General features: G+C 39.3%; 8 protein-coding genes. All 8 read right to left on the bottom strand.

Annotated features, from left to right (window positions below):
• Positions 1–21: 21 nt before the first annotated feature.
• Positions 22–2,370: an alpha-L-rhamnosidase-related protein gene (locus tag QMO11_RS01870; protein WP_282035768.1), complete on the bottom strand. Its 2,349-nt coding sequence runs from the start codon at positions 2,368–2,370 to the stop codon at positions 22–24.
• A 96-nt stretch (positions 2,371–2,466) separates the two neighbouring features.
• Positions 2,467–5,313, bottom strand: a complete 2,847-nt coding sequence (locus QMO11_RS01865; RefSeq protein WP_282035767.1) for a glycosyl hydrolase — start codon at positions 5,311–5,313, stop codon at positions 2,467–2,469.
• The gene (locus tag QMO11_RS01860; protein WP_282035766.1) at positions 5,310–6,737 is read right to left on the bottom strand and encodes a sulfatase family protein; all 1,428 of its coding nucleotides are present in this window, start codon (positions 6,735–6,737) and stop codon (positions 5,310–5,312) included. Before QMO11_RS01860 ends, QMO11_RS01865 begins: the two co-directional genes overlap by 4 nt.
• A gap of 74 nt (positions 6,738–6,811) precedes the next feature.
• On the bottom strand, positions 6,812–9,205 hold the full coding sequence (locus QMO11_RS01855; protein ID WP_282035765.1) for an alpha-L-rhamnosidase-related protein: 2,394 nt from the start codon (positions 9,203–9,205) through the stop codon (positions 6,812–6,814).
• Between the two features lie 132 nt (positions 9,206–9,337).
• Positions 9,338–11,074: an alpha-L-rhamnosidase-related protein gene (locus QMO11_RS01850; protein ID WP_282035764.1), complete on the bottom strand. Its 1,737-nt coding sequence runs from the start codon at positions 11,072–11,074 to the stop codon at positions 9,338–9,340.
• Between the two features lie 159 nt (positions 11,075–11,233).
• A complete protein-coding gene (locus QMO11_RS01845) occupies positions 11,234–13,603 on the bottom strand; it encodes a glycoside hydrolase family 3 N-terminal domain-containing protein (RefSeq protein ID WP_282035763.1) in 2,370 nt (789 codons plus the stop codon).
• 334 nt (positions 13,604–13,937) lie between these two features.
• The gene (locus tag QMO11_RS01840) at positions 13,938–15,371 is read right to left on the bottom strand and encodes a sulfatase family protein (protein ID WP_282035762.1); all 1,434 of its coding nucleotides are present in this window, start codon (positions 15,369–15,371) and stop codon (positions 13,938–13,940) included.
• Between the two features lie 40 nt (positions 15,372–15,411).
• On the bottom strand, positions 15,412–17,031 hold the full coding sequence (locus QMO11_RS01835; RefSeq protein WP_282035761.1) for a sulfatase: 1,620 nt from the start codon (positions 17,029–17,031) through the stop codon (positions 15,412–15,414).
• Between the last annotated feature and the right edge of the window lie 18 nt (positions 17,032–17,049).

Genomic DNA, 17,049 nt, shown 5'->3' with positions numbered 1-17,049 from the left:
ATATGAGCTTCGTATTATAAATTATTTATAAATGGCACTTATTTTCCAGTTTCCTGATTGAACACTAAATTTTAGATAGCCTAAACACTCTCCTTCGTATTCAATATCCTTTATACTCTCTTTTAACTTGCCCTTTTTCCAAACTAGCTGCCCGTTTACCAACACCTCTGCAATTTCCTTTCCTTGCTTAGGAAGACCTACAATAGCGGTTGTATTTTCGGGAGAATTTAAATCAAGTTTATATAAGGCACCTTTAGCTTCAATGGCTATATTCACATTTCCTTTTACGGTTGGAATGGTTTTCTTTAACGATGTAAAATGAAGTATTTTTGGCATGATTTTATACTCGCTCCAAGCTTCTTTGGTTGGCTCTACACCGGCAACATATTTAGAGAAGATGGTGTTTGATCCGTTCCATGCGTGGTTGTAACTTCCGCCTTTTGGGAACATCTCGTATAAAGTAGATATTTCTTTTTTATCTACCTGACTTTGGTACTGATCCTTCATTCTTGCAAGAGAACTTTTAGGTCGTCCGGCTATAAACATGGCCTCTTCAACCATCCATTCGAAATGCGGACTAGAAAAGCGATTGGGAATTAGGACATTATCCACAACCTGATCGTAGTATGCTGGATTGGCTATGCCCGATACGATGGCAATAGCATTGGCTCTATCGTCCTTAAATTTTTCTGCATCGCTACTGTAAAAACCATCTTTCCAATAGGCTTTATCATAAGCTCCTTTCATAGATTCCATTCGCTTGGTATACCATGCTATGTGCTCTTTATTATCCAATACTTCGGCCATTTTTTGTGCTTCTTTTAGTGCCATATAATAAAATGCCATTTGAATGGGTTGCTTGTCAATGGTGTTTTTCACTCCCCAGTCTGACCAATCCCAAGAATCCGGGCTTTTGCCTTTACGGTACTCAGGCAGACCATTTTCAAGCATTGGGAATAAATCTAAGTAACCAAATACATAAGGATAAGCCTTTTCAAGCGTCTCTATATCGCCTGTATGCATGTAGTAAGGCCAAACGCATTGTGCAATAAATTGCAAGCTTTGCGATACCAGTTCACGCACTCTAAGTGGTCCAAGCGCACCAAGAACACCATCTTGACTAAACGCCGTAGTTTGCAGGATAGCCTTTTTTAGAAGCTGACGGCCTGCATTGTCCATTGAGTAGAAAAGGTAGCCCGTTTGATCGGCCACATCGCCAATCCACAAGGCACGTTCTCTGTCGGGACAATCCATAAAATTATCGCGTGCACATACAAACAAGGTGTTGTTACCCATCCACCACAAACGGTTATAGAATGGGTCGTCCACCTCAAATTCACCTACCATTTCTCCTACACTCATCCAACGGTATTTCAGTGCCTTAACTTTCACTCCCTCCGGAATAGTATACCTTACTTCATGTCCATTCATCCACGAAAAGCTTTCGAATGATTGCTCCCCTTCTTTAGTAATGTAAGTCGCATGAATTTTGTTTAAACGATTATCTGTAGTTATAAAAATGGTATCACCAGCTTTTGCTTCAATTTCTAAATATGGTGTAATCTGCTTATTGAAAGGTAGTTTACACTTAACGACTTCCCCTTTACTAGTGTATGGTAATTTTAAGTCATTATGGTTGGCATAATCCTGCAAGCCATGATTAATTAAATGTGGAACAATATTAGGTTCTAAGTTGTACCAAGGAGCAGTTCCAGCGGCACCTTTTTCTATCGCAGATGGCCATGCTGCATCAAAGAAATTAGTGGTGTACCACGCTTTATCCGACCAATCGCCTATAGCTTTTTGCGCATCATATTTAACGCTAAACTGAACCATCGCTTTACTTGCCGGCTCAATGGTATTATCGTAGGCTGGGTGTTGTATAGCTTTCCAAGTGAAGTCTGAAACTATTAGCTGATTTCCTATTTTTGCAGAAAATAACAAACCTCCTTTTCTGCTATCAATATGGGTGCCTTTATGTGTTTCGCGCCCCCAGTACCAAACCAAAATTGCGATGGTGTTTTCCCCTTTTCTCAAGTGGCGTTGAATGTCTACTGTTTCGTACCAAGAGTTGGCTGGGGTAACTTTATTTTTTCTATCCCAATCTCCTGCTTGACTTGGGCCTCGAGACAAACCTCCTTCGAAAAGAACCAAAGAACCATTCACCCACAACCAAAATTTACTATCTACAGAAATAAGTGCCTCCACCTGATCGGGCACTTCATCTAATGTTATTGTTTTTCTAAAACTCATCCATGTATTGGATGGTCCATCTTCTTGTTGCCAAATCCACTGTGCATTTCCCCAATCTGCAGCATTTACAAATTGGGTCGTAAAAATGATGAATGAAACTAATAGTATTTTTTTCATATGTTATTTTTTTTTAGTGATTTGCAGGGCTTGCCTATTATTCATTGTCTTGTGTGAAGATTATTTGTATCGGCTCGTTTTTAGGTTGATAAACTTTCAATAATTCTTTTCTCTAATAATTTGAACTGGCCCAATTAATCCGGAGGGAAGTAGTTGAGTTGCTTTTGTAAATTTTCGAATATTGGTTTGCGTATACCTTTCTTTTTCTAGTAAAAACTCATCGCCAATAAGACGGTTTGGCCATAGGTTGACTACATCAATTTCCAGCTTATTGCCTTTTGCTTTTAGGTGTGAAGTAATATTTATTCTGAACGGTTTTGACCAAAGAACACCTAAATCAACGCCATTTAATTTGACCTGTGCCAATTCGTGTACTTTACCTAAATCAAGATATAGTTCATTGTGCTTTTTCGAGGCTTTAAAATCGAAGGTTTTGAGATAAGTAGCTTTTCCCGAATAGTATTTTATGCCCTTATCATTGTGTTTCGACCAATCGCTAAGCTTATCAAAAACCACCGTTTCGGGGCCTCCCCATTTTTCATCAAAACGGACGTCCCAGTCACCTTCTATTTGCTGTACCGTTTTGTATGTTGGCCAATTTGAAGCCAAATTTTGCACAGAAATCACATCTTTAAAAACAACGAAATAGGAAGCACATGGTCCAAATTCCATCGGAATAATGGTGCGTCCATTGACGACTTTAAAGTTGGAAAGAATGCGCGTTTCTCCTGTTACAGGATTCCATAACTCTGGCTGTTTGCCACTTACCCTAAAGGTACATTTCACCTTCTCAACTGGCTGCCATCGACTAGTGACGTAATAAATATCAGCATCTTCTGTTTGTCGATGAATAAAATCAACCACGCCCACATCGCTTAAACCTTTGCATTCAAAATCGGGAAGTATATTATTCTCTTGCAACACCTCACGTATGCTACGGTTCCATATTACTTGTCCTTTCCCGATGCTGTTTACGCCAATCTCTGGATTACCCCAAATGCGATCAATCAGCTTTTGATATTCAACAGCATCATCTGTTTTGCTCAGCATTGGGGTTTCAATTTTCCCCACCACAGTAGCGCCTTGTTCTACTAAAGCAGCTATCTTTTGCAGTGCTTTAAGTGACACCGGCGTTTTATTCTCAATCACCAATACCATATAATTCATACCATCTGGCATAACTAGCTTTCCGTTTTTCACGCCAACTCTAGTCAATAACACTTCCTCATTACATTTGTCGTAATCGTAGCCTGTGCCCAAATCCGCTGAAGGGTTTTTCATACCATCGGCCCATTCGAAAGCATCGCCCCCCGAGCGCAAACCGTGACCATTATAAAATAGCACATCGGCAGTAAACAAGCCTTGTTGAAGCATATACGAACAGCGTGACAGGTAATTGACAAAAGGTGCACTTTGATTCCACCACGTATTGGTACGGTCGAAATGTGTACCAGCACTGTGCGTCATTCCGGGTACTTCTGTCACTGATGGACGATGGGTAAAGGTGTGAAAGCAAATCCAATTGAGACCATCACAAAAAGCCTGATCGGCAGCTGCTTTCATCATAAAAGGTGACACCTCCCAATTGGGTCCCACTGAGGTAAATGATTCGGCAAAGACCTGCTTGATACCATAGGTATGTGCCGAAGTAGCGGCCTCGCGTACTAAGAAACGACCACTAGGTTGTTCGCGGTGAGGCGAAGGCATCCAAAACTCGCCCATAGCCACATCGCAGCGGCCCACACATTTCTTAAGATCGGCCTGGTACTGGTGCGGGCCTGCTGCCTCAGCATAAGAATGTAGTCCGTGTTCGTGCGCCACTTCCTGTTGTCTTCCATAGTGATTTTCAGAAATCAAGTCACTGATGGTTAATTGAAAATCATTTATGAAATGCTTTGTCCGCTCCTCAGAATCAATATTGACAACAATAAGAGCAGGCAAGTGTTTTATAATGTCATAGCCACGGCGCTCTTTAAATTCTTGGGCGAAGTGTTTGGTCCAATTAGGATCGCCTGCTTCCCAACTGTCGCACTCTACGTACTTAAAGGCGACACGTTCCTCATCACTCATCTCGCTAAGCAATAAGCCCGCAGTATTTTTCCAATGCAAGTCGAACACTTCTTTGCTCAGGTGATCAATATAAAAAACACCGTTGAGATTACGCCCTGTAGGACGATAACCAAAACGGATAATGCGCCACTGGCCTTGAGGAGCCTCCCATTTCAGATGACCTTTTTCATCCAATTTATCGGAAATATCAAGTACCTCGTTTAGTTGCAAACTTCCCTTTGCAGGAATGGCCAAGACTGCCACATCGGTATAATAGGCATTTTGAGCGTCCTTGACGCGTTGATCTTCACGCTGTCTTTTGGTTTGAACTGGCGTACTAGGCCTCTCTAAGGCTTGTGCAATCTGCTGACCACCTTCTACAACGATTTCACCCCACACCAACTCCTGCTGACCATGATCAGGTGTCACCCAAGGGGCCGCACAACCAGCAGGGCCAATGAATACGCCAAAATCAAGTCCTAGACGCCCTGCTTCTTTCGAAGCAAAACGCACCATATCGCGCCAAGGCTTAGACCACATTTCCATCTTCTCTTCAGGCTGAGAGAGGCGTGCCCCTTTATACTCATCTGTCAGTTCGTACCTAATTTCGGTGCTATCTATAATGGTTTTATTTTTCCACTTACGTGGACCAAAAGGACCTACACCACCATCCAAGACCATACAGCCCGAAAGGCCTTTGGCTTTCATTTCTTCAAGATCGAGCGTAATGGCTTCTTTCGAGGTAGGTGTTTGAAGCCACCACCACCATGCTTGCGGTCTGACCTCGTGGGGTGGGGTTTTGAAGTTTTGGCTTAGCTCAGGTGCTATTTTTTGAGCCAAACTCAACATAGAAACAAGTAATAGTATGCTTGTTTTCAATAATACTCTTCTCATTCGTATATTTTTTTCGGAGATTGAACAACACCATTACCGTTTTTAAAGCTCCAATAGTCAATACAGTTCTTCTTCTTGTCCAATACGTAGTTCCATTTTTTCAGATAGAAGTCACGTGATTTAAAGTCGTCACCGATGGACTTAAGCGCCTGGTTCAATTTTGTATCTAGTGATTGTTGGAGACTTGCAAAATCAGGATTTCCAACTAGGTTATCCATCTGGTAAGGATCTTTTACGTTATCAAAAAGCTTACTTGGCCCCTCTAAAGTACATTCGTAGGTGTATTGCTTGGTGCGGATAAGGCGATATTCTGCATCCTTTGAATTACCCGAAAAAGGACTTACATTCATTACCAAAGCAGTACGATCAGCATTGGGATCAGGGTTTTGCATCAGTTCTGAGATGTCTTCTCCCTCTATCGTTTGGGGAATATCAAGATTAGCCAACCCTAACAATGAAGGCAAAATATCAGGTGTATTAATGGGTGCATTGACTACCGCCCCCTTGTTCTCTCCAATAGCAGGATAGCTAATAAGGAAAGGCACTTTGATGGATTCATCCCAACCCAATTGTTTCTTAAAAGGTCTTTCGTCATGAGAGCCCATCATTTCTCCGTGATCAGAGGTAAAAACAAAAATGGTGTTTTCCATTAGTTCTAATTCTTTCATTTTATCCAAAATATATCCAATGGCTTTGTCTGTAGCTGTGCAGTGCCCATAATAGCCCTGTAATTCTTTGCGTGTTTTTTTCTCCAATCTCGGGGGCACATTAGGCGACAGAATCAAATCCTCTTGGGGGTACATCGCCATCATATCCTTTGGAGCAGAATGGTGAGGAAAGTGTGGTGTTCCTATAGAGATAAAGAGTAAAAAAGGCTTATCACTAGCCTTTCTCTTAGTCATATAATCATTGGCCGCATTCGCAATGGCATAAGGCGAGTAGCCTTTGTAGTATTTCACATCAAGATCATCATTCTCGAAATAGGGTTCATTGTTATAATCATGAGAACATTCGTTACCCATCCAAAAGTCGAAACCCTGGCGTCTTTCTGGCGTCACGTTATTCAATCGTCCGTGACCATCAAGGTGCCACTTGCCACCAATATGTGCGGTACTATACCCTTCTGCTTTAAATATCTCAGCCATACAGAGCTCTTCGCTAGGCAAGTAAAGATCGTTTAGAATCATCCCTGTACTTGTAGGGTAACGACCTGTCATCAGTGCAGCACGATGTGGTGTACACACAGGCGCTACTGATACAGCATTCGCAAAGTTCACAGCCTCTTTCGAGAATTCATCCAAGCGAGGAGTTTTTACATTAGGATCACCAGCATAGCCGAAGGCCTGAGCTCGCCATTGGTCTGTAAGAATATAAACTATGTTGGGCTTACCTGATTGGATTTTGTTATTTGAATTGCATGACATCAATACAAAAGTCAGTACAACGATTAGCAATTTTTTCATAATTAGATCTAGATATTGATTATTAAACATATAGTCTACTTAAAACTAATACTATTATCTCCCTCTACGAGTTCTATGGTTTGATCTCTCCAATAGAAAGTACCACTCAGGTATTTAGGCAAAATGACTATGCCTTTAATACCGTTCTTTCCCTTTTTCTTTAATTCGAAATAAATTTCATCATCTCTTAAAGGCATTTTTCCTTCGATAAAACTGAGTTCGCCGAGCGATGGGCGCATTTTAAATCTTCTAAACCCTGTTTCTGTTGGTGTAATTCCAGCTATAGAAGCATAGTAATAATATAAAGGCGAGGCACTCCATGCGTGACAATCGGAACGTGAAGGATCAAACTTTTCGGGAAAAGTTGTGAAGCCACTATCAATTAAATCGTTTAATACACTTAATCCAGAAAAGTATAAATCGCCTAAACCTGTTTGCTTTAGTGCTGCTACTTTGTAAAAATCAAAATAGTAAGAAGACTGTGCGATCTCTTTGTTGTTAACTACTCGTTGCATCAACTCTTTTTGCTTATCAGCATCAAACGAGTTACTAAGCACGGCTAATATATTGGCGTGTTGGCTAAACTCACCTTTATCTGGTGTATCGGCTAACAATTGCTTTTCGTTATCCCAGCAATTATCAATGATCGATTGCTGAGTAACATCTGCTTTTTGTGCCCATTTTTGCTTTAGTCCCGACATACCGTAAGCCTCAAATATGTCCATCGCTTTTTGTATGGTATACACATATTGCATCCCAATAACAGATGAATATTTTTTGTCCTTATTTAATGGTGGATATCCAGTCTTCCACTGGTCAACCCAATCAACAAAAAGCCAGCTTTCCAATTGACCAAGCATACCATTATCCTCAACACGCTCATCGTACCAATTAAGAATGTCAAGCATGGTAGGAATCATCTTTTCGATGAACGCTTGATCGTTGCAATGCATCATATAGTCATGCACCATAGTAATCCATACCAATGAAAACGGAGCTATTATTTGCTGTTGACTGCTAGGGTAACGCGACTGCGTAAGACCAAATGGCAACTGCGAGTCGTAATAATCCTGAATCGCATCTTTCCAAAGTACAGTATCGCCAGAGGCATAAGCCGTATTGAGTCCTTGTATGCGGGTATCGCCCGTATATTGCAGTTGCTCATAGTAAGGACAATCAAAAAAGACCTCACCTGCACACAAACGCTGCGTGCGCCAAGCCACCTCAAATATATCGCTCAAACGAGGGTTGTCACATTTAAAATTGGCTTTCAAATCCAATGGATAAGCCGTAAACTCACTGTTAAACGCATTTAATACCAAAGGCTCATCGGCTGTTTTTATTTCTAGTTCTATATAACGAAAACAACGCCACCATAAGGATTCAAAGAGACGATCATCACCACCATCGGGGATTATGATGTCAGAATTACCCCACATTACTTTTCCTTCCACCTCATCGCGGTTGCCTTTATCAAAAGTAGGTTTACCGTCCTTGGGGATAAAAAGACTCTCGGCATAGGTAATTTTGATGTTACTTTTGGCTCCTTTGCAGTACTCCAATTGCGGATAAGCATTGGTAAGGTGCCCTTGATCAAGTAATATTTTAACGGTACTATTTTCAGGTATTTCAACAGGAGCATCTCCCGTGATTAAGCCTTCTACATTATCAATTCCGTCCGCCTTTCGAACCTCGGCAAAACTTTGAATTTTGGCTTCCATCATAGCTATAGAGCGCGGATGCAATACACGCCCATCGGTTTTCCCTGTAACGGAATAGTATTTTGTGGGCATCCCTTTTTTACCAGCTTTAGCCTGCTTCCAATCAACTTCTTTGTCTGATATTTTCCAACTCCAAGGGTGTAATTCTCCGGTGAACTTTTCGCCGGGCCCTGCCACATAAAAGCGTCTGAGGTGTTTTATCTTATAAAAAGAATAGGCCTCATCAATAGCAACACGCCAGGTTTTATCGGTATTAATTTCTTTTTCTTGTTCAGTATTTCCCTGAATGATTAAACCTGTGATATAACTCATTTGCGCAGTAGGTTTTAAGTCGGCCATATTCCACACTTTGGCAGCAATATGATTCTCCCCTACTTTAAGATAAGAAGCGATATCTATGGTTGCAAATTGCCAGCGGTTAAGATCGCTACGCGCTGGTCCACGCGCCACCACAATTCCATTAATGTACAACACATATCTGTTATCCGCCGAAATATTGATTACATACTCTTGCGGTACAGCTTCAAACGAAAGAACTTTCTTAAACAAATAAACACCAACTTCATCACCTGTAATATTTGGGTGCGTAATCCATTGGGATTGCCATTCTTCACTTAGCCATTGGCTATCTGGTTCAATATTCTCTTGTGCAAAAGTGTTTATAACTAACAACTGAGAAAGTAATGCGATTACTATAATTCTTTTCATCTGTTTAAATTTATTTTCATCAGTCAGATAAGTGGTTTCATGTGATTATAATTGGTATTCAATTGTCACATGGAACTCGCCAAATTAGTCATCATCGTGTGTGAGAAATAATCTATCATGGCTCGTTTCATATTATTTGACTTTAACTATTTCTATTTCCCTAGGCGCCTTTATATCTGATTTTACATTTCCCTCACTGTCCTTTGTGTGTTTAATATGAATCAATCCATAAGGAGTGGGATAAATTCCCTCTACCCATTGCAAATCACCTAAGTGAGGTTCAATTCTTATTTTCTTACATCCTGGAGCTTCGATATTCACACCAAGTACATATTGCGATAACCAAGCTGTTGGGCCGGATGCCCAGCCATGACAAAAGCTATGACGTAAACCCTTGTAACAATATTTACCATAGGATTTATGCACATCCACTTTATCATCAGGAACAATCTCGTCAATGCGTCCGGCATTTTTCATCCAATCAATATCAAAATCTTCCCAAAACGAGGTTGCTCCCAAATCCAACATTCCACCCCAATACTCCCTAATGACATCAATTGCACCTTGATGGTTACCACCCATGGCCATTGCATTTAGCACATAATACCCATAGAATGTAGAAATGTCTTTAACACCATCTTTTGCAAGTAAATCATCATTGACCACTATAGGATCAAGCATACCTGCCATAGCCAATAATGCTCCCGGTGATTTTCTTTTCGTAAACTCATGTTTATAGCTTTTAACTTTTTCAGCAACCTTTTTATAATGTTCGGCTTTCGTTTCATCATTAAATGCTAATGCCATGTCAACCCCAGCATCAAACGACATGGCTAATAATGCCTGCATCCCTTTTCTTACTTCTACCTGATCTCCTCTGGTAGGCCAATCCAGGAAACACTCACCCTTAAAGGTCTCTTCACCTGCATTATCCATATTTTCTTCCAATAGTTCCAATAAGCCATATATGTACTCTTTGCTTTTTTCAAGATATGCTAAATTTCCAGTGTTCATATACCATTGGTGATGAATAAGAAGCCACCACATGGAATATGAGTGAAATTTACCATTCATCCAACCGGGAAGCGGAGTTATTTCCTCCATTAAATCCAAGGATTTTGTTACTACCTCATTGGCTCCAAAAGCAGCAAGAATGGTCATTACTTCAGGATGCATATCACCTACCCATACTAAACGATCGCGTTTAATGCCATCCCATAAATACTCTTGCATATTAAGGTGAACGGTATACGCGCCGGTTTGCCATATCTTATTTAAGCGTTCGTCATTTGATTTAAACGAACCCAAATAAGGAATATCGCGCATTACAGAAATGGCATTGATTTCCTTTAATTGTAAGACTCTATCTTTATCCAATAAATCGATACGTACAAAACGAAAACCAGTATTGCCAACTTCAATTTTACCACACCACGGTAATTGTAAATTCATATCTCTAACGGCGTGATCGTTTGTTGCACCATCTTCGCCAATGTTAGACATGGCTTCGGATACCGATTCGCCAAAACGAACACGAACATTAATTGGCTTTTTACCTCTAAACATGCCGGTAACAATCTCTAATCCGCCATGCATCTCTTTTCCAAAATCTAGTAAAATAGCGGCTGTACCCTCACTATTGTTAAGTTCTATCAGATCGTTCTTTTTTGTTGTGCTTTGATGTCTGCCTTTTTGTAGCAATCGTTGGATGCTTTTAACACTACCAGATTCCCACACTATTCTAGTTGCTGGAATGTAAGTGCGCTCAATTTTATATGAGTGCTCACTTCTTTCTGTTTTTGTAGATTGCGGGCGATTACAAGCTACTAAACTGGCTATTATCAATACTGTAATAAATATATTTTTCATATGTTTATATTCTCTTTCAATGGCCATATACTTAATTATAATTTCTTATTCATTTAGAGATTCAAACCCGCCTTTATCAATCTCATATTGGATTGAATCCTTCGTTTTTTTTAGTCAATATTTATAATCTCTAGAAACCATTCTTTGAGGAAGAACATTTTACTCTAAGGTAAAGCTGCTCTTAAGACGAATATCATCAGAGGCACCACCTACCATCAATGTAAATTCTCCGGGTTCTACAACACGCTTCATATCAATTCCAGTAAAGGACAAATCATCTTGTGGATTCAGGGTAAAATTGATTATCTTCTCTTCTCCTGACTTCAACCATACTTTTTCGAAACGGACCAATAACTGAGCCGGTCGAGTAACTGAAGCAACTTCATCTCTAAAATATATTTGTACAACTTCGGCACCATCCCTATTGCCCGTGTTTTTCACTTTTACAGAAAACTCTACTGGTGCGTTAACATCAAAATTTTCTTTCTTTAATTCTAAAGACGCGTATTCGAATGAAGTATAAGATAAGCCATGACCGAATGCATAAACTGGTTTATTAGGCAGTTCCCAATAACCTTTGTAAAATGAAGTGGCTTTCATTGAATAATAAAATGGGATTTGACCTGCCCCATGCAAGAAGCTAATAGGTAGTTTACCTGAAGGATTTACCTCTCCAAAAATAACTTTTGCTAATGCATCGCCATTTGTTTGCCCTAGATAAAATGTATTAAGTATCGCTGGTGCTTTTTCTGCTATTTCGGGAATAGCAAAAGGTCTACCTCCCATAAGAACTACAACAACTGGCTTACCTGTTTCTATAGCGGCCATAACTAGTTTTCTCTGATTGCCCAACAAATCTATTTCTGATCTATCACCTGCAATTCCTGGTCGGTAAAATGCTTCGCGAGCCGTTTTTTCATTACCTCCCACACACACAATAGCCACATCCGATTGTTCTACAGTTTTCAGTGCATCACTCATCGATTCTGCTTCTTCATCTTCAGTATATTCTTCTAATACATCCCAACCATCTACTTTTATTGTCTTCGCAATTTTACAACCTTCTGCATAATTAACCTTTACACCTTTACCTACATAGCTTGTTATTCCCTTCAGAATATTAACCACATTTTCATTATCAATAGTGTAGGTACCCATTTCGTTTGAAGCAGCCTTAGGGCCGATCACAGCAATTTCGTGAACACTATTAAGGTTGAGGGGAAGCAAGGATGCTTCATTTTTAAGTAAAACTATAGACTCTGTGGCCATTTTTTCAGCTACGGCAACATGGTCTTTATTCCCAACAAATTTTTCTACTCCTTCTATTTCTGTATAAGGATTTTCAAATAAGCCAAGCATAAACTTTAAACGTAGTATTCGTCTTACACTAGTATCTAGATATTTTTCTAAATCCTTATCGTTTTGAACCACCTCTTTTAAATACTTAAAAGCTGAAGATGAAGGGAGGTCAATATCCATACCTGCTTTTAGTCCAAGTTTTGCAGCCTCTTTAGGAGTTGTAGCAATATGATGAAATTCTTCTAGGCGTTTTATATCATTGTAATCAGAAACAACAATACCCTTGAAACCCCACTCACCTCTTAACAAGTCGGTCAGGAGCCATTGATTACCATGTGCAGGTACACCACCCACCGAACCATGAGATGCCATCATACCTAATGCATTAGTTTTGGTAACCACAGCCTCAAACGGAGGTAAAATTTCATCGTGCAACACTTTACTTTCGATAGGTGTCGCTGCAAAATTTCTTCCACCTTCAACTTGCCCATAACCCGCAAAGTGTTTAGGTGATGAAATCACATGGGTTAAACCAGGATTACCATTAGTACCACCTTGTAAACCAGAAATAATGGCCTTTCCCATTTGCGAAGTGAGGTAAGTATCTTCACCATAGGTTTCTTCTATACGTCCCCATCGTGCATCTCTACCAATATCCAAAACAGGCGTATGCGCTTCATGTCCTCCTCTAGCCCTAGCCTCTTTACCAACTATATCAAATACTTGATTCAAAAGTTCAGGATTCCAACTACTAGCCATAGCTAAGGGCGTAGGGAAAACGGTAGAATTTCGTCCTGCATGGCCATGTAAACACTCTGTACCTATAATGGCAGGAATTCCCAATCGGGTATTTTCAAGCAGATGCTTTTGCAATTCGTTTACCAGTTTTACACTTTGCTCTGGTAATCGCTGATCAAAAGTATTCTCAACAAAGCCAATACCGTTTTTTACTTGCTCTTCAATTGTCTTTTCTATGGGTTCAACCCCCTCTTCAAGTGCTGCAGACTTACGTAAAGATGCCGCATTCAACTGCGCAGCTTTTTCCTCCAATGTCATTCTGGAAAGCAAATCTTCAACCCTCTCTTCGATACTTACTTTTGGGTTTTTATAAACCATACTAGCTTGTACTGAAGAGTCACTAGTAGTTTCATTGAAAACTTTCGCACTTGAAAATAGTAAACTACCACAAATGATCAAAAATAGATTTAGATGTAATTTATTGCTTTTCATTAAAATATATTTATCTAATTATAATTGCTTTTTACCGCATTAGCGTAATTAAATATGCACATCCCTAACGGTGTAGATATTTCACAACACTGACTTCTCCAATGCTAAATATGACCTTAAAACTAAGGCACAAATGGAAAATATTCTTACACTTATGTAGCATCCCTAGTAGTTATGATGCAAGAATCCCGCAATTACTAGTTATTTCCATTAATTGCGGGATCTTAATTTATACTTACTGTATAACTGAGAAGTTGCTCTAGATATAATACTGACTTTACTAAAAATATTAAACTAGATTTATTAGTATAAGTAGCTAAAGAATATGTGGTGTTTAATAATCCAATATCAAATAATCTTCTCTTTTCAATGTATTTTGAAGACTATCTGGCACTGCTAAATGCTTTCTTGGTTGATCTAAAAAGAATTGTTTTGTTAATATAATTGGCATACAACCTGGCTCTCCAGTTAAAATATCACCCTGCTCTTTCATCCAGATTTTCAGGTCGGTAGCTAACTGTTCCTTTATATCTGAGTAAGCTGCATTTTGCGCCAAGTTATTTTGCTCAAAAGGATCATCCACAATATCATACAACTCCTCATAGGACTTTTCTTTATACTTATTGGCACCAATACTTAAAAACGCATTTACATATTCATTATCCCCAAAATTTTGCTCAACTACCTCTGTAGCATTTAAATTACGAATATATTTATATTGCTTATTGCGGATCATACGCGCTGGAAATACAGAAGCCGCAAGTATACCTTGACTGGTTTGCACGCCATATACATAATCGTGTATATCAATATCTTTACCCTTTAAAATTGGTAAAAAGCTTTTCCCATCTACTTCAGGAATGGCCTTACCTCCTGCCATCTCAATAAAAGTAGGCACAACATCTGTATAATGCACTAAAGCATCAGAATAAGATCCGGCTTTTACTACTTTTGGCCAACGTGCCACAAAAGGAACATTTAGCCCGCGATCATAAACTGTATATTTACCAGAAACACCGTGATCGGCACTGTAAATAAATAAGGTATTATCATCTAACTCTTCATCTACCCATTGTAGCACCGATTCTAGATGCGAATTATCTTCCTCAACATTTCTGTAATATCCACTTTTTATTTTACGTGCTTCAAGGCTGTTTTTTTGACTTTCGTTGAAAGGATAAAACTGTAAACTATCTGCTGGCTTAGCTTCAACATCGTAATATTTTCCATGAGGATAATATGATGAAATAAACATACAAAAAGGTTTATCACTCGATTTAAAATAAGCCTGAATACTATCCATTGGAATAACCTTACGTGGCCCGCTTCCGTTTACAGATTCCCACTCTAAATCCCAATCGTATACAGATGCAGGTTTAACATGACTCTTGCCAGCAAGAATGACTTCGTATCCCAAATCACCCAAATAAGTTGTTACTGATTTTTGATTGGGTTTTGTTCTAAAATGATTGATAAAACAGCCATTCTTCAATGGATAATTACCGGTAAATAGTTGGGAACGGCTAGGTGCACAAATAGATTGACCCGTAAAAGCATTGTTAAATAGCATACCTTCTTTGGCCAAGCGATCAACAGCTGGAGTATGTATTTTATCGTTTCCATAACAGCCATAATCATATATGTCCTGATCATCGGCCAAATAAAAAATAATATTAGGTTTTGCAGTTTTCTTTGCATGAGCAAAAAAACTTAGCCCCGTTAATAAACAGATTAATACAAGTTTGCATTGGTTTAAATTATATTTCATGATTCTATATTAAATTATTGATACCCTTTTGTATAAACACTTATTTTCCCATATTCATTGGTGGGTAGGCAACAGTTTTACCATTAGCTCTCCACGTTCCCGTTGGTGCATTATTATTGATGAGCCATTCTCGAAGTTTATTATTCATTAGTATGGCTAAGTCAAGTGTTTCTTGATTAGGATTTTCTTGAAGCAAATTATGTGATTCTCCAATATCTTTACTAAGATTATAGAACTCATAAGAAGCATCTTCGTAGCGATAGAAAAGTTTATAATGCTGATTATCCATATCCCTATATTGAATGACGGATTGAGGCATATTCCGAACATCCATATATCCAGGAAAATGCCAATATAGTTCAGTTCTATCATCAATAACTTCCGTTTCTCCTTTTAAAACAGATGCTATTGACTTACCATCTATCTTATACACCTGAGGATTCGGCAGTTGAGCCTCAAGTATATCTACCAACGTAGGATAAAAATCAATGGCATGAACCTCTTGAGTTGTGTTTACGGTGTTAGGTGCAATCGTACCGGGATATCTAAATATTAAAGGTACCCGAAGACCTCCTTCATAGTACGTTCCTTTACGGGCACGTAATGGTGTATTATCGGTAGGTCCCATAAATCCACCATTATCCGAATAGAAAACTACCAAGGTATTATCAGCAATACCATCAGAGGTATCACCATCGCCATTGGGGTCGTCTAAGGCATTTAAGATGCGCCCTACAGTTTGATCCAAAAGCTCAACAAAGGCCGCATAATCAGCACGATTATGGCGTGGATCCTTCGATTTTTTCGATTTATATTTAGCTTCCAAATCAGGACGAGGAAGAATGCTTACATGAACAGCATGAAAAGGAACATACGCAAAAAACGGTGTGCTTTTTGGGGCTTTATCTTTAATGTAATCTACTACTGCATCTCCCAAGGCATCGGTAAGGTGCTTTGGTGTACCTTCCAATTGCCAAGGATTGTTTCCATTTTTCAAGGGTTCTAGTACATCTTGTATGTAGGCAGAATCATAAGGCTGAGCATAGGGTTTTAATTCAGCAATTTCGAACTGCCAACCGTTAGCATCATCCTTTTGCGAAAAAAATTCATTTTTCACATGGTTACCATCTACAGTTGCTTTAGTTTCCTTATGAACTGCCAAATTGTAATCCACTCCAAGAAAGCTTTTGGCATGATTAGCCGTTTTAATAGCATGAAATTTTCCGAACCAAGCGGTATGATATCCAACTGATTTAACTGTTTCGAAAATAGAAATACAATCCTCTCGCAAATAATTGATCTGCCGGTGAGGAATGATAGGTGTTGTAGCACGAAGTCCTTTTGAAGCGCGCTGAAGGCTACCCACATTATAAACTCCGTTATGAGCACCTGTAGCATATTGTCCACTAAGGAGTGCAGCTCTAGTAGGTTGACAATTTTGCTGTGTATAGGCATAGGCAAAAGACATACCTTCTTTTGCAAAATTATCAATATTGGGTGTTTCGTAATACTTAGAGGGATTTCCCATACTCGTATTCGGAGTACTTAAATCCGTCCAACCCAAATCATCAGCCATAATAAATATAACATTAGGCTGCCCTTTCATCAGCATATTGACACAGAGCAACATTAAAAAGGACAAGAGAAGTATTTTTTTCATCATTTAGTTTTTATTGGT

This window comes from Saccharicrinis aurantiacus (assembly GCF_947489045.1).
Lineage (GTDB): Bacteria > Bacteroidota > Bacteroidia > Bacteroidales > Marinilabiliaceae > Saccharicrinis > Saccharicrinis aurantiacus.
This window is presented reverse-complemented; position numbering and strand designations above follow the sequence as displayed.

Bases quoted from the DNA above. Each gene is read 5' to 3' on its own strand.
- QMO11_RS01870 (WP_282035768.1), bottom strand. From the start codon at position 2,370: ATGAAAAAAATACTATTAGTTTCATTCATCATTTTTACGACCCAATTT.
- QMO11_RS01865 (WP_282035767.1), bottom strand. From the start codon at position 5,313: ATGAGAAGAGTATTATTGAAAACAAGCATACTATTACTTGTTTCTATG.
- QMO11_RS01860 (WP_282035766.1), bottom strand. From the start codon at position 6,737: ATGTCATGCAATTCAAATAACAAAATCCAATCAGGTAAGCCCAACATA.
- QMO11_RS01855 (WP_282035765.1), bottom strand. From the start codon at position 9,205: ATGAAAAGAATTATAGTAATCGCATTACTTTCTCAGTTGTTAGTTATA.
- QMO11_RS01850 (WP_282035764.1), bottom strand. From the start codon at position 11,074: ATGAAAAATATATTTATTACAGTATTGATAATAGCCAGTTTAGTAGCT.
- QMO11_RS01845 (WP_282035763.1), bottom strand. From the start codon at position 13,603: ATGAAAAGCAATAAATTACATCTAAATCTATTTTTGATCATTTGTGGT.
- QMO11_RS01840 (WP_282035762.1), bottom strand. From the start codon at position 15,371: ATGAAATATAATTTAAACCAATGCAAACTTGTATTAATCTGTTTATTA.
- QMO11_RS01835 (WP_282035761.1), bottom strand. From the start codon at position 17,031: ATGAAAAAAATACTTCTCTTGTCCTTTTTAATGTTGCTCTGTGTCAAT.